20 protein-coding genes are annotated in these 20,272 nt (G+C 61.6%); 10 read left to right on the top strand and 10 right to left on the bottom strand.

Translation table 11 applies throughout. From position 1 onward, the window contains the following. Window positions 1-40: 40 nt before the first annotated feature. Complete coding sequence (locus tag GHK62_RS27725) at window positions 41-463, bottom strand: organic hydroperoxide resistance protein (RefSeq protein WP_153442154.1); 423 nt, start codon at window positions 461-463, stop codon at window positions 41-43. Window positions 464-577: 114 nt separating this feature from the next. Here GHK62_RS27725 and GHK62_RS27730 point away from each other — a divergent pair, with 114 nt between their 5' ends. Continuing rightward, a complete protein-coding gene (locus GHK62_RS27730; protein ID WP_153442155.1) occupies window positions 578-1,054 on the top strand; it encodes a MarR family winged helix-turn-helix transcriptional regulator in 477 nt (158 codons plus the stop codon). 226 nt (window positions 1,055-1,280) lie between these two features. Here the strand turns inward: GHK62_RS27730 and GHK62_RS27735 are convergent, their stop codons facing one another. Beyond that, a complete protein-coding gene (locus GHK62_RS27735) occupies window positions 1,281-2,063 on the bottom strand; it encodes a L,D-transpeptidase family protein (protein ID WP_153442156.1) in 783 nt (260 codons plus the stop codon). 379 nt (window positions 2,064-2,442) lie between these two features. Then, a complete protein-coding gene (locus tag GHK62_RS27740; RefSeq protein ID WP_153442157.1) occupies window positions 2,443-4,776 on the bottom strand; it encodes an EAL domain-containing protein in 2,334 nt (777 codons plus the stop codon). A 269-nt stretch (window positions 4,777-5,045) separates the two neighbouring features. Here GHK62_RS27740 and GHK62_RS27745 point away from each other — a divergent pair, with 269 nt between their 5' ends. Further along, on the top strand, window positions 5,046-5,705 hold the full coding sequence (locus tag GHK62_RS27745; RefSeq protein ID WP_153442158.1) for a glutathione S-transferase family protein: 660 nt from the start codon (window positions 5,046-5,048) through the stop codon (window positions 5,703-5,705). Window positions 5,706-5,778: 73 nt separating this feature from the next. Here the strand turns inward: GHK62_RS27745 and GHK62_RS27750 are convergent, their stop codons facing one another. Then, complete coding sequence (locus GHK62_RS27750; protein ID WP_153442159.1) at window positions 5,779-6,702, bottom strand: LysR substrate-binding domain-containing protein; 924 nt, start codon at window positions 6,700-6,702, stop codon at window positions 5,779-5,781. 90 nt (window positions 6,703-6,792) lie between these two features. On the opposite strand from GHK62_RS27750, the gene GHK62_RS27755 reads away from it, so the two are divergent. Then, window positions 6,793-6,987, top strand: coding sequence for a hypothetical protein (locus GHK62_RS27755; RefSeq protein ID WP_153442160.1), 195 nt, complete (start codon window positions 6,793-6,795; stop codon window positions 6,985-6,987). 56 nt (window positions 6,988-7,043) lie between these two features. After that, window positions 7,044-7,406 (top strand): MmcQ/YjbR family DNA-binding protein, encoded by a 363-nt coding sequence (locus GHK62_RS27760; RefSeq protein WP_153442161.1) that lies wholly within the window; start codon window positions 7,044-7,046, stop codon window positions 7,404-7,406. 46 nt (window positions 7,407-7,452) lie between these two features. Here the strand turns inward: GHK62_RS27760 and GHK62_RS27765 are convergent, their stop codons facing one another. Then, entirely contained in the window at window positions 7,453-8,073 is a 621-nt protein-coding gene (locus GHK62_RS27765; protein ID WP_153442162.1) for a glutathione S-transferase family protein, read from the bottom strand. 126 nt (window positions 8,074-8,199) lie between these two features. Continuing rightward, the gene (locus GHK62_RS27770) at window positions 8,200-8,571 is read right to left on the bottom strand and encodes a DUF4406 domain-containing protein (protein WP_153442163.1); all 372 of its coding nucleotides are present in this window, start codon (window positions 8,569-8,571) and stop codon (window positions 8,200-8,202) included. A gap of 93 nt (window positions 8,572-8,664) precedes the next feature. On the opposite strand from GHK62_RS27770, the gene GHK62_RS27775 reads away from it, so the two are divergent. Beyond that, window positions 8,665-9,414 carry a DeoR/GlpR family DNA-binding transcription regulator gene (locus tag GHK62_RS27775; RefSeq protein WP_153442164.1) on the top strand — a complete coding sequence of 250 codons (750 nt, stop codon included), beginning with the start codon at window positions 8,665-8,667 and terminating at the stop codon, window positions 9,412-9,414. Between the two features lie 58 nt (window positions 9,415-9,472). Here the strand turns inward: GHK62_RS27775 and GHK62_RS27780 are convergent, their stop codons facing one another. Next, a complete protein-coding gene (locus tag GHK62_RS27780; protein WP_153442165.1) occupies window positions 9,473-10,480 on the bottom strand; it encodes an asparaginase in 1,008 nt (335 codons plus the stop codon). A gap of 71 nt (window positions 10,481-10,551) precedes the next feature. On the opposite strand from GHK62_RS27780, the gene GHK62_RS27785 reads away from it, so the two are divergent. After that, entirely contained in the window at window positions 10,552-11,289 is a 738-nt protein-coding gene (locus GHK62_RS27785) for a DUF3750 domain-containing protein (protein WP_153442166.1), read from the top strand. Between the two features lie 297 nt (window positions 11,290-11,586). Here GHK62_RS27785 and GHK62_RS27790 read toward each other — a convergent pair whose 3' ends face one another. Then, on the bottom strand, window positions 11,587-12,594 hold the full coding sequence (locus GHK62_RS27790; protein WP_153442258.1) for an NAD(P)H-quinone oxidoreductase: 1,008 nt from the start codon (window positions 12,592-12,594) through the stop codon (window positions 11,587-11,589). A 239-nt stretch (window positions 12,595-12,833) separates the two neighbouring features. Between GHK62_RS27790 and GHK62_RS27795 the strand changes: the two genes are divergently transcribed. After that, window positions 12,834-13,631 carry a sulfite exporter TauE/SafE family protein gene (locus GHK62_RS27795; protein ID WP_167528381.1) on the top strand — a complete coding sequence of 266 codons (798 nt, stop codon included), beginning with the start codon at window positions 12,834-12,836 and terminating at the stop codon, window positions 13,629-13,631. 84 nt (window positions 13,632-13,715) lie between these two features. Here GHK62_RS27795 and GHK62_RS27800 read toward each other — a convergent pair whose 3' ends face one another. Further along, window positions 13,716-15,536, bottom strand: coding sequence for a GGDEF domain-containing protein (locus GHK62_RS27800; RefSeq protein ID WP_153442168.1), 1,821 nt, complete (start codon window positions 15,534-15,536; stop codon window positions 13,716-13,718). Window positions 15,537-15,700: 164 nt separating this feature from the next. Further along, on the bottom strand, window positions 15,701-16,249 hold the full coding sequence (locus tag GHK62_RS27805; protein WP_153442169.1) for an HdeD family acid-resistance protein: 549 nt from the start codon (window positions 16,247-16,249) through the stop codon (window positions 15,701-15,703). 149 nt (window positions 16,250-16,398) lie between these two features. Between GHK62_RS27805 and betI the strand changes: the two genes are divergently transcribed. From betI to betB, 3 genes are all read left to right on the top strand, one after another. Then, window positions 16,399-17,010, top strand: a complete 612-nt coding sequence (gene betI, locus GHK62_RS27810) for a transcriptional regulator BetI (RefSeq protein ID WP_153442170.1) — start codon at window positions 16,399-16,401, stop codon at window positions 17,008-17,010. 110 nt (window positions 17,011-17,120) lie between these two features. Further along, window positions 17,121-18,659, top strand: a complete 1,539-nt coding sequence (betC, locus tag GHK62_RS27815) for a choline-sulfatase (protein ID WP_184108507.1) — start codon at window positions 17,121-17,123, stop codon at window positions 18,657-18,659. 1 nt (window position 18,660) lies between these two features. Beyond that, entirely contained in the window at window positions 18,661-20,124 is a 1,464-nt protein-coding gene (gene betB, locus GHK62_RS27820) for a betaine-aldehyde dehydrogenase (RefSeq protein WP_153442171.1), read from the top strand. Window positions 20,125-20,272: the final 148 nt, after the last annotated feature.

Consider the following 20,272-nt stretch of genomic DNA (forward strand, 5'->3'; position numbering starts at 1 on the left):
ATGCCCGGGCTTCAGTGCATTTAGGCTCTCGCTTTTTGCTTCAAGCCACCGTCAACTTCACGTCGACATTGCCCCTGGTCGCATGGCTGTAGGGGCATACGACATGAGCCTTCTGCACCAGGTCCTCAAGGACGGCCTTGTCCACGCCGGGCGAAGTGATCTCAAGCGCCGCATCGATGTAGAAGCCCGTGCCGTCGTCGCGCGGGCCGATCCCGACCGTGCCTGTCACTTTCGTGTCTTCCGGAAGTTTTACCTTTTCCTTGCCGGCAACGAATTTCAGCGCGCCGAGGAAGCAGGCGGAATAACCGGCAGCGAAGAGCTGCTCCGGATTGGTGCCGCGGGCGCCGTCGCCACCAAGCTCCTTCGGAACAGTGAGGGAAATGTCGAGGACGCCATCGGCGCTCTTGGCCTGGCCGGCGCGGCCGCCAGTCGCGGCGGCGGTGGTGCGATAGAGGATAGGCATGGCAGTCTCCTTGGGATGATCATTGTCAACACGTATTCCATATCGCAAAATTAAATTGCACGCAAATTAATTTTGCAAATTGCATTTTGGCCGTGAATTTGCGACAATGCGATCATGACGACTAAGCCGGCAAAATTTGAGGCAATATCCGATGAGATGCTGACGCTGGGCCAGCAACTGTGTTTCGCGGTCTATTCGGCCGGACACGCCTTCAACCGCACCTATAAGCCGCTGCTTGACCGCTTTGGCCTCACCTATCCACAATACCTCGTACTGCTCGCGCTCTGGCAACATGACAAGATGACGGTGAAACGCATCGGCGAGGAAATGGGCCTCGATTCCGGCACGCTTTCCCCCCTGTTGAAGCGGCTGGAAGCCGCCGGCTACGTGAGCCGGCTCCGCGATCGCGAAGACGAGCGGCAGGTGATCGTCAGCCTGACGGAAAAGGGGCGGAAGCTGAAGGCGGAAGCCTTCGTCATCCTCGCCGACATCAGCAAGGCGACCGGATGCACCCTGGAGGAGGTCCGCGAGTTGCGCGAGGCGCTGCAGCGCCTGACCCAACGACTGACCAGCAGTCAGCAGGAAAACTGACCAGCTGGCTGGAATTGCTCTAAAGCGCGTCGCGTTCAATCGGGCACATGCGACGCACATTACAGCGCCGCGCATCCAATCGGACGCGCTAAGGTCGCTGTAACAACTTGAATCGCTGCATGATTTTGTCCTTAAATCGATTCCGATTTAAGGAATCATGCAGTAGGTCATTGCTTTTATGCACGTCGTTGTCCCAGAACCGCTGCACACTTTTGGGCGACATGCATCAGATCACGAGGATCGGCGCCTTGCCGCGGACGCGGTCGTAGAGATCCATCACATCCTGGTTGAGCATGCGCACACAGCCGGAGGAAACAGCCTTGCCGATAGATTGCCACTCCGGCGTGCCGTGTACGCGATACAAGGTGTCCTGGCCGTTCTGGAAGATATAGAGCGCGCGTGAGCCGAGCGGATTGTTCAAGCCGGGCTGCATGCCGCCTGCGCTTTCCGAGTAGCGGGCGAGCTCCGGCTGGCGTTCGATCATCGTACCCGGCGGCGTCCAGCGCGGCCACTTCTGCTTCCACTGAATGACGCCTCGTCCCGACCAGGCGAAGCCCTCACGACCGAGGCCGACGCCGTACCGCATGGCCCTTCCGCCCGGCTGGACCAGATAGAGAAAGCGATCGGCGGTGTCGACCACGATGGTGCCCGGCTGCTCGCCGAACGGGTCGTCGACTTCCTGACGGTAAAATCGAGCGTCGATCTGCTGATAAGGCACCGCCGGGACCAGATAGCCGCCATCGTCCACTGCGCCATAGATTTGCGAGTAGTAAGGGTCCTGCGGCGGCAGGCCGGTCGGCAGTGCCGCTTCCTCGACGGGCCCTTCCAGCAAAGCTCCGGTACGCGGATCGATCCAGCGTCCCTCCAGCGCCGGATTGCGGTAAACCGGCATGGTTTGCTGACGGAAGCGGTCGGTGTTCATCGACGACGTGCAACTCGCAAGCCCGGTCGAAGCGATTGCGAGTGCGGATGTTCGAAGAAATTGGCGGCGGGAAAAGATGGGAGGCATCGAACTCTAGCAGGTTGTATGCGAGCAGAAGGGGCGCGATCCGCATCCGCGACTCACACCTCCCCGCTCCGGGGCCAGACCTACTGCATGATTCCTCAAATCGGAATCGATTTGAGGAGAAAATCATGCAGCGATTCAAAGTGCTACAGCGACCTTTGCGCGTCTCAAAAGACACGCGGCGCTGTGGATCACGATCATCCTGGAACCAAAATCATCGCGGTCTATTCTCAAGTCGGAATGTAAGCGGAATGGTCTTAATTTTCCCTCGCCTCTCCGTCGGTCACCGCATCTACGGCTGGAACGAAACTTATGTCAGCAAACTTCCAATCACAATCGCGGCATCGTACTCCGCAAGCCACGCCACCGCCACCACCGCCACTCAGATACCGTCCGCGTGGAGCCCGGGCTGGCCAAGCAGCGCCTCGAAATCACGGGCGACAAGCGGCGGGCTGAAGAAATAGCCCTGGATCTCATCACAACCGCTTTGCCGCAGGAAATCGACCTGCGCCTCCGTTTCCACGCCTTCGGCGATGACCCGCAGGCCAAGATTCTGCGCGAGCGAAATGATCGCCGAGGTGATGGCCTTGTCGTCGTCGTCGGCAGGAACGTCCTCGACGAACGAGCGGTCGATCTTCAGCCGTTGCACCGGGAATCGCTTAAGAGCGCTGAGGCTCGAATAGCCCGTCCCGAAGTCGTCGATTGCAAGGTGCACGCCGATCGCCTCCAACTCGTGCATCGTCGCGATCGCGCCGGGCACATCCTGCATGATCAGGCTCTCGGTCAGTTCGAGTTCGAGATAGCGAGCCTCCAGGCCGGTTTCCGCAAGCACCGCCGCCACGCGGGTCGCCCAGTTGCGCTCCAGGAACTGTCGGGCGGAGACATTGACGCTGATGATCAGCGGCGGTAGGCCGGCTTCCTGCCAAGCCTTGCACTGACGGCATGCGGTTTTCAGAACCCAATCGCCAATCGGCACGATCAGGCCGGTTTCCTCCGCCAGCGGGATAAAGGCACCGGGCGAAATCACCCCTTGCACCGGGTGCTGCCAGCGCAACAATGCCTCTGCCGCGAAGATGCGGCCGCTTGCAAGGTTCATCTGCGGTTGGAAATGCAGAAAAAATTCGTCGCGGGCGATCGCCTCCCGCAGTTCCTCCTGCCGCAAGAGCTTCTCATGCGCCTTGGCCGCCATCTCTTCGGTGAAGACCTGCAGGTTGTTGCGCCCGAGCTCCTTGGCGCGGTACATCGCGGCATCGGCATTGGCAAGCAATTCGCTGACGGTCCGGCCCTGATTGGGAAAGCAGGCGACGCCCATACTGCAAGTCACCCGCAGGCTGCGGCCGCTGAGTTGTACCGGCGCGGCAATGGCCGCGCGGATTTCCTCGAGGCGCGACAGGACGACGTCGCGCTCCGTCGGCACGCCGTTGAGGAGCAGTATGAACTCGTCGCCGCCGACCCGTACGACCATGTCGGACTTGCGCACTGCCGCGCGCATGCGCGCGGAAACCGCCTTCAGCAACTCGTCGCCGGCCGTATGCCCGAGACTGTCATTGATGAGCTTGAAATTGTCGAGGTCCAGAAAGGCGAGCACTGCCCACTGGTCGCGTCCGCGAATCGCCTCGATCATGCCGGCCACCTGCTCCTCGAACAGGACGCGATTGGGAAGGCCCGTCAGCGCATCGTGATGCGCCATGAAGCTTATTCGGTCTTCGGCTCGTTTGCGTTCGATCGCGATTCCGGCGAGATACGTCGCCGTGGCGATCAGCTCCTTCTGCTGCTCGCTCGGGACGCCGGCCTCCTCGGAATAGAGCGCGAAAGTTCCGAGCACCTTGCGGTCGTGAGCGTGAATCGGCGTCGACCAGCAGGAACGGAAGCCGTAGGGCTTCACAACATCGGTGTAGCCTTCCCACAACGGATCGGCGAACACGTCCGCAACGATTACCTGCTCGCCGCGCCAGGCGGCCGTTCCACACGAACCGACCCTCGGACCGATCTCGACTCCATGGATCGTGGCACAAAACACCTCGTCCAGGCTCGGGGCAGCGCCATGCAGAAGATGCCGCCCGTCCTCGGAGAGAAACAGGATGGAACCCTTGGTGCCTGGCAGCAGCAATTCGATCAGCAAGATGAGGTCGGTGAAGAACTGATCGAGCGGCTTGCCCTTTGCGATCATCTCCAGCAGCCGCGCCTGACCTTCGAGCAGGCGCTCCGCCGCTTTTCGATCGCTGATATCACGCGAAACGCCGACAACGCCGACGATCTTGCCACTCTTGTTGCGCAGCGGCACCTTGGATGTCATCAACCAGCGATCGCGCCCCTTCGTGACGATCGCGCGCTCCTCTATCCCGAAGATCGGTTCGCCGGTCTCGATCACGCGCTGTTCCACGTCGGCGATCGCCTGGGCGGCCTTCGCCGGGTGCAGGTCGAAATCCGTCTTGCCGACGAGATCCTGAAGACTCGTAAGCCCGTTGTCTGCGACGGTGACCTCATTGGCGATGAGAAAGCGGCCCTTTGTGTCTTTGGCAAAAATATAGTCCGGGACGTGATTGATCATCGTCTCCAGCCAATAGTGGCGATCGGCTATGTCAGGCTCGGAAGGAAAAATGCGCGCCACCTCGTCCGCCAGCCGATTGCCGGCGTCGATCAGCCGGCGCGTCTCCACGTTGTCTCCGGCATTGAGGGCGGCATAGCGGGTATTGCGGGACGTTTTCCTTGCCAAGCAAAGCCTCCGGAAGAGCAACGCCAACATATTGCGGATCGATCCGGTCTCCGGTCTAGCTAATAGAGGTTATGCTTCTCTAAATTTTGCGGAAAAAAGCGTCCAAAGGTTGCATGCTGGGCACGGTCGCCGGAACAGTTACGACCCGAACGAGCGCAGGGGCTGCGTTTCATCAAGAGATTTCATGAGCGACATCAACCGAGGACGCTTCTGCCGGCCCCGGCGATCGCCTATTGAATGCGCATCACAACGGTCGGGAGGAAGCCAGAATGCTGACAATTTACGGAGTTTATCGTTCGCGCGCATCGCGCAACTACTGGATGGCGCGCGAGCTTGGCATTCCCTTCACGTCCGTACCGGTGATTCAGGCGCGCCGCGTCGCCGATCCGCTCGCTGCCGATGCACCGCTCAACACCAGGTCGCCGAGCTATCTCGCGATCAATCCGATGGGCCTCATCCCCGCTATCGATGACGACGGTCTGGTCCTGACGGAGTCACTCGCCAACAATCTCTATCTCGCGCGCAAATATGGCGGTCCTCTCGCGCCGGCCGATCTCCGCGAGGACGGACAGATGGGCAATTGGACGATGTGGGCGGCGACGGAGGTGGAGCCGCATGCGGTCAAGATCGTTCTCGCTTATGACAACAGCATCGAGGACACGCCCGAGGGTCAAGCGCGCATTGCTGCTTGCGCCAAGTCACTTCAGAAAGCCTTCGCGGTTATCGAAGCGCACCTCGATAACTGCGATTACGTCGTCGGCAACCGCTTCACCGTCGCCGATCTCAACCTCGCCGAGGTCTTCCGCTACACGATGACCCAGACCGCGCTGTTCGACCGGCATCCGCGCATCAAGGCGTGGCTTGCGCGTTGCCAGTCGCGCCCCTGCTTCATCGCCATGATGGAGGAGCGCCTGAAGGAGCCGGAATAGGATCGCCGAGCTTCGTCATTTGACGCGACCCGGACGGAGAACCGTTACACACTTTTCCTGGAATTGCTTGCGCTCACTTGCCGAGATAGCTCGAAACCTTGGCGTCGAGCAGCCGCATTCCCTCTTCGACCTCATCGCGCACCCAGCGCTTGAAAGCCGCGGCGGCCTTGCTCTCGCGCCGGGATCGCGAATGCACGAAATAATGGCCGAAGCCAGTCTTCGCCCGGATACCAAATGGCGCAACGAGACTGCCTTCGGTCACGGCATAACCGGCAAGGGTTTGCCAAGCGAGCATGACGCCCTGGCCGGCAATCGTTGCATCGAGTGCGAGCGAGGCTTCGTTGAACGTGTGGCGCACGGCCATCTCGGAGCCCGACAGGCCGGCCTCCTTCAACCACACTTCCCAAGTGAACATCGAGTGACCGTCGATCACCGCCGGCAGATTTAGAATATCTGCAGGCGCGCGCAGGTCTCCAGCCATGCTCGGCGAGCAGACGGGGAAGATCTCCTGTTCCAACAGGAGTTCGGCATGCACACCCGGCCAGTCACCAGTGCCAACGCGGATGCCGACATCCACGTCGGAAGTGTCGAGGTTCACGAGGGTCGTCGTCGCATCGATCCTCAGCCGGATATCCGGATGCCGCTCGGCAAAACGGTTCAATCGGTAGACCAGCCACCGGGCTGCGAAAACCGGGGCCACTGAGATCGTCAGCACCGATTCATCGCGGCGACGCGCCGATGCCACCGTATCGGCAAGTTCGCCGAAAGCGCTTGACAGACGCGCGAGGAACAGGCGTCCGAAGTCCGTGGCGACGAGCCCGCGCGAGGTGCGCTCGAACAGTATGCGGCCGAGTTGCGCTTCCGTCTTGGTAATCTGCTGGCTGACGGCGCCGGTGGTGACGCCGAGTTCTTCCGCGGCACTCGCCAGCGAGCCTAGCCGCCCGGCCGCTTCGACCGCGCGCAGGCCATTGAGATGGATGGCATTCAGCTCCCGCATATAGTTTTTCTAAACCGCGTCGCCGGCAATCTCAATTGAAATCTTGCCGCAACGGGCGGATGCTCAGGAGCATCGAAAGGATGATCCGCCATGCTGAAGATTCTATCGATATTCAACCGTGCCGCATCGAACCCAGGCAATCGAGTCGAAACATTGCTCAATTGGCAGCGCGATCCGCTGCAGCATCCGGACGTCGCCCGCATGGACGAACGCGAACTGGCCGATCTGCCGTTTCCCGGCTGGCCATGGCCGCGCGCTGCCGGCGAACATTGCGACTGCGCCTGATCTGAAGGTATCTTTGGCCGCACTGCGATAGCGCAACGCAGAGGCGATGGTGAGACATGAGCGATGATCTCGAACGCTCCTTCGAGCGCGTGCGGCGGCTGACGGAGGCGGCAGGACTCCCGGAAACGACGGTCGGCACGTCCTACGGGACGCCGGCGCTGCTCGTCAAAGGCAAGAGCTTTGTCCGGATGAAAGACCCGCACACGCTGGTGGTCATGTGCGCGCTCGAAGAAAAGGAGATGTTGATGGAACTCGATCCATCGCTTTTCTTCGAGACCGATCACTACAAAGGCTGGCCGGCGATGTTGGTGAGACTCGCCCCAATCGACGACGAAGCATTGACGCAAAGACTGATCGCCGCCTGGCGGGAAAAGGCGCCGAGGCGCCTTGCAAGCCGCTTCGACGCCAAGTCGAACTGAACTTGAAATTCGGCCGCTCGAAAGCCGTTACACACTTCTCCTGAAATTAGGCCTGTACCGCAGCGAGGACCTTGGCAACGGCCGGCCGTGCGACCATGCGGTTGCGGTGGTCGAGAACTTTCGGGAAGCGCCCCGGATCGACACCATCGCCCTCCAGCCAATTGGCGATCGTGAAGAGATAGGGATCAGCGATCGTATAGTTCTCGCCCATCACAAAGGGGCCGGCAAACATCTTGCTTTCGATCAGCGCGAAGCAATCGCCCATGTTCTGCGGCACCTTGGCCTTCATTGCCTCATGCGCCGCCGGATCGTCCGCCCATCTCGGGCCGCGCCGAGCATGGGCATGAGCGACGTGCACCGTCGAGCAGAGATAACTCAGGAACGACTGCAGCCTTGCAAACTCGAACGGATCGTCGAGGGGAGCAAGCCGCTTCTCGGGAAAACTCTGGGCGACATAGGCGAGGATTGCCGGCGTTTCCGTCAGGATCCCGCGGTCGGTCACGAGCGCCGGCACCCGTCCCTTCGGATTGATCGCGAGATATTCGGGAGTGGTCTGTTCGGCCTTCGCGAAATCGACACGACGGGCTTCATAGGCCGCTCCGGCCTCCTCGAGCGCGATGTGCGAGGCGAGCGAACAGGTTCCGGGCGCGTAAAACAGTTTCAGCATCATTCTGCCTCCCGTGATGGTGTTGCGGCGCGGTGCCGCAAGTTCGCCAGCAGAGAAAATGAAATTGCTGCTGTTTACAAGGCCTCTGAACGCCCGGCCTGTCGCAATCCGCCCCACCCTTCCATATCACGCGGCTACCGTTCCCGCACAGCCCGGCACGTCTTCGAGCCGGTAGTAGACTGGAATGCCGCGCTCGCGGGCGATGCGCACATCGTTGTCCGCGCCTTTGGACTCGCCCGGCAACCGCAGGACTGCGTCGCAGAGCGCAAGCAGACGGTGGGCAACGGGATGGAAGATCTCCTCATAAAGGTCGTCGCCCACTCGGCTTCCGCCGGCGGCATGCCACACGGGCAAGGCCACCCATTCCCCGATCATTGGCACGTGCCCGGCCTTGAAGAGCGCATAGGACGGCTCCTCTAGACGCTCCAAATTTTCCGCCATTTTCGCCGGGTCGTCACCCGTGCCCGAGCGATAGGGGCCCGCAATGAGAATCAACATAGCCATCCTCCACGTTATTACACGAATTTTCCTGATATTCCTGGAGTATCGTGATATTTCGTGCAATATCGTGAATGAATCAAGGAGGAATCGATGCTGACGACGCAAAGACGGGCGATGATCTCGGCAAGGCTTGCCCGCGATGGGCAAATTGTCGCCAAGACGCTTGCGGACGAACTCGGGCTTTCTGAAGACACGATCCGCCGCGACCTCAGGGAAATGGCGGTAGAGGGCCTGCTCAGGCGGGTTCACGGCGGAGCCCTGCCTCTGGCGCCGCCGCTCCCGGATTTCGCCGCACGCCAGGCGATCGCCAGCGACATCAAGCGCCGGCTCGGACGACGAGCGGCTGACCTCGTCAGACCCGGGCAAACGGTCTTTCTGGACGGCGGCACGACCAATGCCGAAATCGCTCGTGCCTTGCCGCGGGATATGCAGGTAACGATCATCACGCACAGCCCGACGATCGCCGCGGAGTTCGAGCATCACGACGCCGAAGTGATCCTGATCGGCGGCCGGCTCTACAAGCATTCAATGGTGGCCACCGGCGCGACAGCGTTCGTCGCGATCGAACAGATCCGCGTCGATATCTTTTTCCTTGGGGTTACCGCCATTCATCCGGCGCAGGGGCTTTCGACCGGAGACTACGAGGAGACGGCGATCAAGCGCGCGATCGCCGACCAGGCGGCGGACACCTACGTGCTCGCAACTCCTGAGAAGTTCGGCGCAGCCTCTCCTTACCGCATCATGAGCGTCAGCGAACTTGCCGGGCTCATCGTGCACGCGGAGACGCCTGCCGAAGCCCTGTCGCCCTATCGTGATTGCACGGCTTTGATCGTTGCCTAGATCATTGAACTTACGCAATTCCGGATGGAAAACCGCTACGCACTTTTCCTGGAATTGCCTAGGCGGAAAGAGCGTCCGTCACGCGCACGTCGCCCACATGGATGCCGTTCCAGTTGCGCATTGAATGGTTGGCTTGTGCCATCAGCGCCCTTTGGACCTGAGGATCATCGGCGAAGAACCGCGCAAGCGTCGCGGTCACCATCGCCTCGGCGGCGCGCGTCGTCCCGTCTTCGCATTTGACCGCGATGCCGATCCCCTTCTCCGGGATCGCCGCACAGAAGACGCCTTCGGCGCCGGTCTTGGCAAAAATGCGGCCCGGCGCAGTCTTCATCAGCCGCGTGCAGGCACGCTTGGTACCCGCGACGTAGAAGGGCTCGGCCATGCAGGCCTCGATCAGCCGCCGGGAAGCGCGCGCCCGCTCGGCCGCAAGCCCTGCCCCCGTCGCCATTTTGGCGAAGCCATGGGCAAGCCCGTTCAAGGGCACGGCATAGGTCGGGATCGAGCAGCCGTCGACCCCGCAATTGTCGCGTGCAAGGATTGCACCCGTCAGGCTTTCCATGACGCCGCGGATTTCCTGCTGGATCGGATGGTCGTACCCGACATAGCCGCGAACCTCCGTGCCCGAATGACAGCAGGCGCAGACGAAGCCCGCATGCTTGCCGGAACAATTGTTGTGCAAGGCGCTCGGCCCCTCGATCGAACGCGCCTGCCCGATCAAGGTCTTCTGGTCGAAGGACCAGTGCGCGCCGCATTCGAGCGCATCGACATCCCGACCGGCCGCCGCCAGCATTTCAGCCGCAAGCGCGACATGTTCCGGCTCGCCGGAATGCGAAGCACAGGCGAGCGCCAGCGCCTTGGCGCCGAACCCGTAGGCGTCCGCCGCGCCGCTTTCGACCAGCGGCAAAGCCTGCATGGCCTTGCAGGCCGAACGCGGGAAGATGGCAGCGTCCGTATCGCCCAATGAAAACACGGTGTTGCCGTCGCCGTCGACAACGATGACCGTGCCGCGATGGCGGCTTTCGACTAGATTTCCGCGAGTTACTTCGACCAGGACGGGATTAGACATGCTTGCCCTCAAATTTCCTCTTTCGCCTCTGCATTTAGCAGGAATCCGACCGCTGGGAACCGGGGGGTGTGATGAAATTCATCCGCAGGCTGCTTGTCGCCTTTATGCTCATCTACCTGCTTCCGGCGCTAGCCTCGGCTGGCTGGTGGTACATGAAGGAGAGGCCGCAGAGCTGGCGGGATGCGGACTGGTCGTCCGCCGGCCTTCTCCCCAAAGCGGCTGAAAGCCCCGAGGCCGCAGTTTATATCCTCTCGGCAACGACCGGCGGCATGAAGGGCGCCGTCGCCAGCCATGCCTGGATCGTCACAAAGGAAGAAGGAGCGCTGGCCTATGCCCGATACGAAAAGGTCGGCTGGGGCAAACCTATCCGTAAGAACGCCTATCAGGCCGATGGCCGCTGGTATTCGAACGAGCCGCGCATCGTCGCGATGATCAAGGGAGAGCAGGCGCAGCGCCTGATCCCTAAAGTCGAGCAAGCGATTGCCGATTACCCCTATTCCTCGCCCGGCACTTACAGGCTGTGGCCGGGACCGAACTCCAACACCTTTGTCGCTCACGTGCTTCGTTCGGTACCCGAGCTTGACGCCGTACTGCCGCCGAACGCCGTCGGCCGCGACTACCTGCCTGAGGGTAAACTTTTTCAGATCGACGCCGATGGCCGCGACCTGCACGCAACGCTCTACGGGCTCGCCGGAATCTCCGCCGGCTGGCGAAGCGGGCTGGAACTGCATTTCATGGGATTGGTGGCTGGGTTCGACATCGCACGGCCCGGCATCAAGATACCGGCGCTCGGGCGCTTCGGGATCTGACCCGGGTTCCAGCGCTTCCTGAGAACAAAAAGGAAAAAGGCCGCGTCAGCGACCCTTCCATGAGCATTTGGCCTGTGACGGCCCGGGCTTTTCCAGCCCAAGGAAGGCGGGTATCAAGCCGAGGGCTGCCTCGACTCCTTCACCTCTCCCATGCCTGTCACGAGGTCCGAAATCTCACTAGACATTGGATCACCTTCCTTTCTGTTCGTTGACGTTACAACAAACGTAAGTCATTCCCGCCCGAATACAAGACCGACCATCGTCGAAGGCATCGATCGGAGGATTGGACAAGAACTCCTAAGATCTGCCCATGGTCATCACGATCTTGCCGATGTGATCGCCTTCTTCCATCAGGCGATGGCCATCGGCGACCCTTTCGAAGGGTAGAATCTGATGGATGACCGGCGCCACGGCGCCTCCCTCCAGCAATGGCCAGACCTTTGCCGCAAGTCCGTCGCGGATTGCCTGTTTTTCCGCGGATGTGCGCGGGCGAAGCGCGGACCCCATGATATGCAGGCGCTTCGTCAGGATCGGCCCGATATTGGCGCCCTCCACGCGCGCGCCACCCAGGAACGCGATGATCGACAGACGGCCATCCCTGGCGAGCGAACCGATATTGCGATCGAAGTAGCGCCCGCCGATCATGTCGAGGATGACGTCCACCCCTCGCCCACCTGTCTCGTTAAGCGCAACGGCCTTGAAGTCTTCCTCGCGATAGTTGATCGCTCGCTTCGCCCCGAGTGCCTCGCAAGCCCTGCACTTCTCGGCGCTACCGGCGGTCACCAGAACCTCGGCGCCGAAGGCTTTGGCGAGTTGGATTGCGGTGGTGCCGATACCGCTCGATCCGCCATGGACCAGGATCGTTTCACCCGCCTTGAGCCCTGCCATATCGAAGACGTTGGCCCAAACCGTGAAGAACGTTTCCGGCAGCGCCGCCGCCTTCGTCGCGTCATAGCCGTTTGGCCAGGCGAGAGCCTGCGTCGCCGGCAGCGCGCAATATTCCGCATAGCCGCCGCCATTGGCGAGCGCGCAGACCTTGTCCCCGATCGAGAAGCCGGTTGTGCCCTCGCCCATAGCAACGACCTCGCCGGCCACTTCAAGGCCGAGGATCGGGCTCGCGCCCGGCGGCGGTGGATAGTCGCCCTTGCGCTGCAGCACGTCCGGCCGATTGATGCCGGCTGCCTCGACACGGATCAGGATATCGCCGGCTTTGACGTCCGGCAGCGGCCCGCGCGCCAAAACCATGTTTTCCGGGCCACCCGGGCCCGGCAGGTCCACATAGGTCATTTCAGTCGGAAGATTCATCTCAGTCGTCATGGCGGCATCCTCGCAAGCGGCATCCGTTCCGTTCTACCTATAGCTCGGTTGCAGCTCCGGAAAGGTCCCGGCGCGAGCTCACCCCAACTTCCGCAAGAAAAGAAAGAACCATTTCCGGCCCCCGACGTTTCCGCGTCAGTGGCTTGGCGGCCGATCCGACCATTGTAGGCGTGTGCTGATGGGTGAAACCGTTGGCGCCGTTCCCGTCAAAGCGGAGAGTGCGCCCTGTGGACGCCATCTGGAGCATAGGTGCATCCGACATCTTCACCGTACACTTTGCGCTCTACATAGTGCTAGGCTTTGTGGCGCAGCTAATTGACGGCGCCCTGGGTCAGGCCTATGGCGTGATCGTTACAACAGCTTTGCTCGCAACGGGCAGTCCACCGGCCGTCGCCAGCGCCAGTACGCACGCCGCGGAGATTGTGACCACCGGGCTGGCGGGCGGCTCACACATCTGGCACCGCAACGTCGATTGGGGGCTTTTCTCACGCCTGGTGCCGGGGGGCGTGGTCGGCGGCTTCGTCGGCGCCTATGTGCTGACACAGGTGCCGGAAGATCCGGTCAAGCTTCTGATATCGATCTACCTGCTGGCGATGGCCGTGTTGATTGCCCGGCAAATCTACACCGGCGGGCGTGAGCGCGATCACAATATGCCGACCGCGCCGATCGGGCTTGCCGGAGGTTTTTTTGATGCGGTGGGCGGCGGTGGCTGGGGATCGTTCGTGAATTCCACATTGATCACCCGCGGAGAGAGCGCCCGCTGCAGCATTGGTTCCGCGAGCCTTGCAGAATTCTTTGTGACGATTGCTGTCAGCACCACCTTCGTGTTGCAGCTCGACCTCGGAGGTTATGTGCTGGTCGTGCTTGGCCTGATCATGGGCGGCGCCGTAGCTGCGCCCCTGGCTGGCTGGATCAGCAAGACGCTGCCACATGGGGTGCTGGCGGCCATGGTGGGCCTGACCGTTGCCTCCCTGGCCGTCTATAACCTGATCTCAGTGAGCTCCGAGCTCTTCGCGGCCCCATAGCACGCCGTGCTGTCGGCAGGATTACCGGCCATGAGCGGGATCTGCTTAAGCTGCTGGCCAGCGCAATCGAAAGGGCGTGTGGATCTACGATTCCGGCTGGACATATCCGTTGCCGTCCAGTTGCTCCAACACAAGACCGTCCAGGCTTGCCTTGGCGCGCGCCTTTATCTCGGCGATCCTCTTGCTCACCGTCTGGCTGTCGGAAAGGACGAAGCCTTCCGGCAGCACGAGAACCGCAATCGAGCAGCGCATCAGCGGAAAGTCCTTCGCGCCACCGTCGCGGCCATACCCGCTGATGCGCCCCGCCACCTGATGTTCCGGCGAATAAAGTTGGCGAACGTCCGAACGGAAGTCATCGACGAGGCGCATAAGGACGGCGCGGATTTCCCCTTCGTCGAGGCCGCTGACGCCGACGAAGAAATCGTCGCCGCCGACATGCCCCAGGAACTTCTCCTCGCCGATGAAGTGGCGTCTGAGCAAAGCGGCAAACAGCGTGATCGCCAGGTCGCCCTTCTGGAAGCCGTAGGTATCGTTGAAAGGTTTGAAGTCGTCGAAGTCGCAATAGCAGAAATAGCGCGTCACATCGCCGTCGAGGATCGCATCCTGCACATAGTCGCGGATCGCGCGATTGCCCGGCAGGCCCGTCAGCGGGTTCTGCTCCTGCGCCGTCTTCAACTGTTTTTCGTTGATGATCTTCAGCAGCGACGAAGCGGATAGAATGCCAGCATAACGCATGTTTTCCGTCAGGATCACACAGTCGCTGCCGTCCATGCCGGCGAAGATTTTCAGCATCTCGTCGGCGGGCGTGTCGAGATCGGCGATCGGCGCGGGGCTCACGAAATGCGAGATACGGCGCTGATAAATGCGGTTCTTCAGGAGATCCCGGCCGAAGGGATGATAGATCATTTCCTTGACGTGATACTCGTGCAGGATGCCGCGCGGTTCGCCGTTGGCGTTCAGCACGGGAAAGAAGGCCTGGCGCGGATTGAGCCGGAACAGATCGAAGACGGATTCGAGTTCATCGCTTTCCCTGACGGCAGGAAGCTGTTCGATCTGTTTCCTGATCAGGATGCTGTCGAGCGTCGCGGAGGAGCGCCGTGCAGGGCCGCTCAGTTCCAGATGGGGATAAGCCGGCTGCAGTTCGCTTAAGTGTGTGGTGGGGCGGGCAATGAAATAACCCTGAACCAGGTCGCAGCCGAGATCACGGCACGCGAGGAACTCGGCTTCCGTCTCCACGCCCTCCGCAATCACGCGCGTTCCGAGCACATGGGCCGTGTTTACCGTGTGGCGGACGAGGTGGCGCTTGCGCGGGTCCCGCTCGATGCCGGAGATGAAGTGCCGATCGATCTTGACGTAGTCGACGGGCTGGTCGCACAGCAACTTCAAGCCGTTGAAGCCCGCACCGAAATCATCGATCGCAAGCTTGAAACCGGCAAGCCGCAATTGCCTGACCAGCGCGGAAAAATCCGGCATTTTGCCACTATCGAAGCGCTCCGAAAGCTCGAAGCAGAGCGAAGACGGGGCAATGTTGGCGCGCTTGAGGTGGTTGACGAGGCGCTCGACGATATCGTCCTCGCCACCGACCAGCCTCGAATCGAAATTCAGGAAAAGGGTCCGTGCCGAAAAATCGGGGATCGTCGCGAAAGCAGCGACGGCGCGGCTGTTGATAAGGTGTTCGAGCGGCAGAAGCTGGCCCACCTCCTCCGCCTTGTCCAGCAATTCGAGTGGCGAGGCAAAGCCAAGACGCTGGAACCCTCGCATCAGCGATTCATAACCGAAGACGGCACCGGTCGTCGCCTCGACGATCGGCTGAAAGGCGTTCTCGATGACGAGCTTGGCAAGCGTGACAATCTGGTCGTCGCCGAACCGGCGAAGCGAGAGGATTTCGGTGGGGGCGACGGACATGCCGGCTCCAGGATAAAGACAAACACACGCGCGCCAGCATCAAAGCCAAGCGTCAACGAAAGCTTTCGCGAGTGTGAAAGTTTGATGAAGGATTGGCAGGCTGAGTAGAGTGTATCGGCATGCGCCCCTTATGGTTGCACAACGCCGAAGCGGCGCGATCTTCCTCAGCCCTTTGCGAGAACGCCGAAGGCGATCGAGGCGAGCCCCTGCATGACGAGATCGACCGCCAGAAACAGGCCAAAGATCCAGAGGCTGTTGACCGGCCAACCGGCGGCGATGACGAGGCCAGCGGCGAGCGTGACGAGACCGCCGACGACCATCCAGCCCCATCCGCCGAACGGCCGGAGCTTGAAGCCGACCCAGACGCGGAAGCAGCCTGCAACGATCAGCGCCAACGCCATCAGGAAGGTCAGCACCGCAGAGGCAAGCACCGGATTGATGAAGGCGAAGAGACCCGCCGCCGCGTAGAAGGCCGCGCTCAAGAGCCAATAGAGGAAACTTCCCCAAGTCTTGACCTGAAAGGCGTGACCGAGATTGAGCAGACCGCCAATCAGCATGATGATGCCCACATAATAGACGGAGGCAACCGTCGCCATGAGCAGATTGCCGAAGGCAATGCCGCCGCACATGATCAGGATCACGCCAAGGGCGACGAACCAGACCCATTTTCCGGCGACAGCCTCTCTACCGGCGGGATCGAATGCGTGGGCCATCTTCAACCTCCAGTCTTATCGGCGAGCATGAACGCCACCTTTCGATTGAGCCGGATTTCTCAGCAAAAAGAAAGAGAAAAAGCGACAAAGTTTTTTATTGATTGATGAGTCAATCAAAAATAAACTAGAAGCAGTCGAGGGAGTTTCGGATGCCGAAAATCGGGATGGAGCCTGTACGGCGAAAGGCATTGGTGGACGCGGCGCTGCGCGTGATCGGCGACCAGGGCACGCTCTCGGTCACCATGTCGGATATTGCCAGAACCGCCGGCGTCTCGCCGGCGCTCGCGCACCACTACTTCGGCAGCAAGGACCAATTGTTGATCGCAACGATCCGCAGTCTCCTGGCGCAACTGCGCGACGACGCGGTCGCTGCGCTTCAGACCGCGAAGACGCCGCGCGAAAAGCTGAGTGCACTGATCCGCGTGAGCTTCAGGGCCGAGCAGTTCGCGCCAGAGACGATCGCCGCCTGGCTCGCTTTTTATTCCGAGGCGCAGCGCTCGGAGGACGTTCGCCGTCTCCTCGTGATCTACGCGCGGCGGCTGCGTTCCAATCTGTTGGCGAGCCTCAAGCTGCTTTGCGCTTTCGGTGACGCGGAACGCATCGCCGAGGGCGCGGCTGCGATGATCGATGGACTCTATATCCGCCAGAGTCTGCGCTCGGCTCCGATCAGCATCGAAGCTTCGATCGCGCTGACCGAAGACTATGTGAATGCGCATTTGCGGGCGACGGACGGCGGAAGTCGCCCCTCTCCTGGGGTTTAATCCGAGGACTAGCCTTCTCCCCGCAAGCGGGGAGAAGGTGGCGGCAGCCGGATGAGGGGCGATCGCCCGCACCGCAAAAACTGTAATCGAACAATCGAGGAATCAACGACGTGACTGCCGGGAAGCCCAATATTCTGATCATCATGGTGGACCAGTTGAACGGAAAGCTTTTTCCGGACGGCCCCGCCGAGTTCCTGCATGCGCCGAACCTGAAGGCGCTCGCCAAGCGCTCGGCGCGCTTCCGCAACAATTACACGTCGTCGCCGTTGTGTGCTCCCGCCCGCGCGTCCTTCATGGCCGGCCAATTGCCGAGCCGCACCCGCGTCTACGATAACGCCGCCGAGTACCAGTCGTCGATCCCGACCTATGCGCACCATCTGCGCCGGGCCGGCTACTACACCGCGCTTTCCGGCAAGATGCATTTCGTCGGGCCGGATCAGTTGCATGGCTTCGAAGAGCGCCTGACGACCGACATCTATCCGGCCGATTTCGGCTGGACGCCGGATTACCGCAAGCCCGGCGAACGGATCGACTGGTGGTATCACAACCTCGGTTCCGTCACCGGCGCCGGTGTGGCGGAAATCACCAACCAGATGGAATATGACGACGAGGTGGCGTTCCTGGCGAACCAGAAGCTCTACCAGCTCTCGCGCGAGAGTGACGACGAAAGCCGCCGTCCCTGGTGCCTTACCGTTTCCTTCACCCACCCGCACGATCCCTACGTCGCACGGCGCAAGTTCTGGGATCTCTACGAGAAATGCGAGCAACTGCTGCCGGAGGTCGGCGCACTCCCCCTCGATCAGCAGGACCCGCATTCTCGGCGCATCATGCTCTCCTGCGACTACGATAACTTCGAGTTGACCGAGGAGAATATTCGCCGGTCGCGGCGGGCCTATTTCGCCAACATCTCCTATCTCGACGAAAAGGTGGGAGAGCTCATCGACACACTCACGCGGACGAGAATGGTCGACGATACGCTCATCCTCTTTTGCTCCGACCATGGCGACATGCTCGGCGAGAGGGGCCTGTGGTTCAAGATGAACTTCTTCGAAGGCTCGGCGCGCGTGCCGCTGATGATCGCCGGACCAGGAGTCACCGCCGGCCTGCATCTGACGCCGACGTCGAACCTCGACGTAACGCCGACGCTTGCCGATCTCGCCGGCATCTCCATGGACGAGGTAAAGCCCTGGACGGACGGCATCAGCCTTCTGCCGATGGTAAACGGTGCGGAGCGCACGGAACCAGTGTTGATGGAATATGCGGCGGAAGCCTCCTATGCGCCCCTCGTCGCCATCCGCGAAGGCAAGTGGAAATATGTCCACTGCGCGCTCGACCCGGACCAGCTTTACGACCTTCAGGCAGATCCGCTGGAACTCACCAATCTTGCGGAGAACCCGCGCGGGCCTGTCGATCAGGCGACGCTCAGGGCCTTCCGCGACATGCGCGCCGCCCACTGGGACATGGGGACCTTCGACGCGGCCGTGCGCGAAAGCCAGGCGCGGCGCTGGGTGGTCTACGAGGCGCTCAGAAACGGCGCCTATTACCCGTGGGACCACCAGCCGCTGCAGAAGGCATCCGAGCGCTACATGCGCAACCATATGAACCTCGACAATCTCGAGGAATCCAAACGCTACCCGCGGGGAGAATGACATGAGAGCGCAACCGAAAGCGTCGCACTTCATCGACGGCGACTATGTCGAGGACACCGCCGGCACGGTGATCGAGAGCATCTATCCGGCGACCGGCGAGGTGATTGCCCGGCTTCATGCGGCGACGCCTGCGATCGTCGAAAAGGCGATCGCCGCAGCAAAGCGGGCGCAGCCGGAATGGGCGGCGATGAGCCCGACGGCGCGTGGCCGCATCCTCAAGCGCGCCGCCGAGATCATGCGCGAGCGCAACCGCGAGCTTTCCGAACTGGAGACGCTCGACACCGGCAAGCCGATCCAGGAAACGATCGTCGCCGACCCGACCTCGGGCGCCGACAGCTTCGAGTTCTTCGGTGGCGTCGCGCCCGCCGCGCTCAATGGCGACTATATCCCGCTGGGCGGCGACTTCGCCTACACGAAGCGGGTGCCGCTCGGCGTCTGCGTCGGCATCGGCGCCTGGAACTATCCACAGCAGATCGCCTGCTGGAAGGGCGCGCCGGCACTCGCCGCCGGCAATGCCATGGTCTTCAAGCCGTCGGAAAACACGCCGCTTGGGGCGCTGAAGATCGCCGAGATCCTGGTCGAAGCCGGCCTGCCAAAGGGCCTTTACAACGTCATCCAGGGCGACCGGTCGACCGGTCCGCTGCTCGTCAATCACCCCGACGTCGCCAAGGTGTCGCTCACCGGTTCGGTGCCGACGGGCAAAAAAGTCGCAGGGGCCGCCGCAGCCGAACTCAAGCACGTCACCATGGAGCTCGGCGGCAAGTCGCCGCTGATCGTCTTCGACGATGCCGATCTCGAAAGCGCGATCGGCGGCGCCATGCTCGGCAACTTCTATTCGACCGGCCAGGTCTGTTCGAACGGCACCCGCGTCTTCGTGCAGCGGAAGGTCAAGGAAGCGTTCCTGGCACGGCTTAAGGAACGGACCGAGGCGATCGTCATCGGCGACCCGATGGACGAGGCGACACAGCTCGGGCCCATGGTTTCGAAGGCACAGCGCGACAAGGTCTTCTCCTATATCGAGAAGGGCAAGGCGGAGGGTGCGCGGCTGGTGACCGGCGGCGGCATTCCGAACACCGTCAGCGCCGACGGCACCTATATCCAGCCGACCGTCTTTGCCGACGTCACCGACGAGATGACGATCGCGCGGGAGGAGATCTTCGGGCCGGTGATGTGCGTGCTCGACTTCGACGATGAGGCGGAGGTCGTCGCCCGGGCCAACGCCACCGAATTCGGCCTTTCCGCCGGTGTCTTCACCGCCGACATCACCCGCGCGCATCGGGTGGTCGACCAGCTCGAGGCGGGTACGCTCTGGATCAACACCTACAACCTCTGCCCGGTCGAGATCCCGTTCGGCGGCTCGAAACAATCGGGCTTCGGGCGGGAGAATTCGGTCGCGGCGCTGAACCACTACACCGAGCTCAAGACCGTCTATGTCGGCATGGGGAAGGTCGAGGCGCCGTACTGAATTGCAATTCTGCCCCTCACCCTAACCCTCTCCCCGCAGGCGGGGAGAGGGGACTGGGGCGGCGCGGCATATCCCTTCTCCCCGCAAGCGGGGAGAAGGCGGCGGCAGCCGGATGAGGGGCACACCGCAGATACGTAGAAGAAAGACA

This window comes from Sinorhizobium terangae (genome assembly GCF_009601505.1).
Taxonomy (GTDB): Bacteria; Pseudomonadota; Alphaproteobacteria; order Rhizobiales; family Rhizobiaceae; genus Sinorhizobium; species Sinorhizobium terangae.

Bases quoted from the DNA above. Each gene is read 5' to 3' on its own strand.
- GHK62_RS27725 (WP_153442154.1), bottom strand. From the start codon at position 463: ATGCCTATCCTCTATCGCACCACCGCCGCCGCGACTGGCGGCCGCGCC.
- GHK62_RS27730 (WP_153442155.1), top strand. From the start codon at position 578: ATGACGACTAAGCCGGCAAAATTTGAGGCAATATCCGATGAGATGCTG.
- GHK62_RS27735 (WP_153442156.1), bottom strand. From the start codon at position 2,063: ATGCCTCCCATCTTTTCCCGCCGCCAATTTCTTCGAACATCCGCACTC.
- GHK62_RS27745 (WP_153442158.1), top strand. From the start codon at position 5,046: ATGCTGACAATTTACGGAGTTTATCGTTCGCGCGCATCGCGCAACTAC.
- GHK62_RS27750 (WP_153442159.1), bottom strand. From the start codon at position 6,702: ATGCGGGAGCTGAATGCCATCCATCTCAATGGCCTGCGCGCGGTCGAA.
- GHK62_RS27755 (WP_153442160.1), top strand. From the start codon at position 6,793: ATGCTGAAGATTCTATCGATATTCAACCGTGCCGCATCGAACCCAGGC.
- GHK62_RS27760 (WP_153442161.1), top strand. From the start codon at position 7,044: ATGAGCGATGATCTCGAACGCTCCTTCGAGCGCGTGCGGCGGCTGACG.
- GHK62_RS27765 (WP_153442162.1), bottom strand. From the start codon at position 8,073: ATGCTGAAACTGTTTTACGCGCCCGGAACCTGTTCGCTCGCCTCGCAC.
- GHK62_RS27770 (WP_153442163.1), bottom strand. From the start codon at position 8,571: ATGTTGATTCTCATTGCGGGCCCCTATCGCTCGGGCACGGGTGACGAC.
- GHK62_RS27775 (WP_153442164.1), top strand. From the start codon at position 8,665: ATGCTGACGACGCAAAGACGGGCGATGATCTCGGCAAGGCTTGCCCGC.
- GHK62_RS27780 (WP_153442165.1), bottom strand. From the start codon at position 10,480: ATGTCTAATCCCGTCCTGGTCGAAGTAACTCGCGGAAATCTAGTCGAA.
- GHK62_RS27785 (WP_153442166.1), top strand. From the start codon at position 10,552: ATGAAATTCATCCGCAGGCTGCTTGTCGCCTTTATGCTCATCTACCTG.
- GHK62_RS27790 (WP_153442258.1), bottom strand. From the start codon at position 12,594: ATGAATCTTCCGACTGAAATGACCTATGTGGACCTGCCGGGCCCGGGT.
- GHK62_RS27800 (WP_153442168.1), bottom strand. From the start codon at position 15,536: ATGTCCGTCGCCCCCACCGAAATCCTCTCGCTTCGCCGGTTCGGCGAC.
- GHK62_RS27805 (WP_153442169.1), bottom strand. From the start codon at position 16,249: ATGGCCCACGCATTCGATCCCGCCGGTAGAGAGGCTGTCGCCGGAAAA.
- betI (WP_153442170.1), top strand. From the start codon at position 16,399: ATGCCGAAAATCGGGATGGAGCCTGTACGGCGAAAGGCATTGGTGGAC.
- betB (WP_153442171.1), top strand. From the start codon at position 18,661: ATGAGAGCGCAACCGAAAGCGTCGCACTTCATCGACGGCGACTATGTC.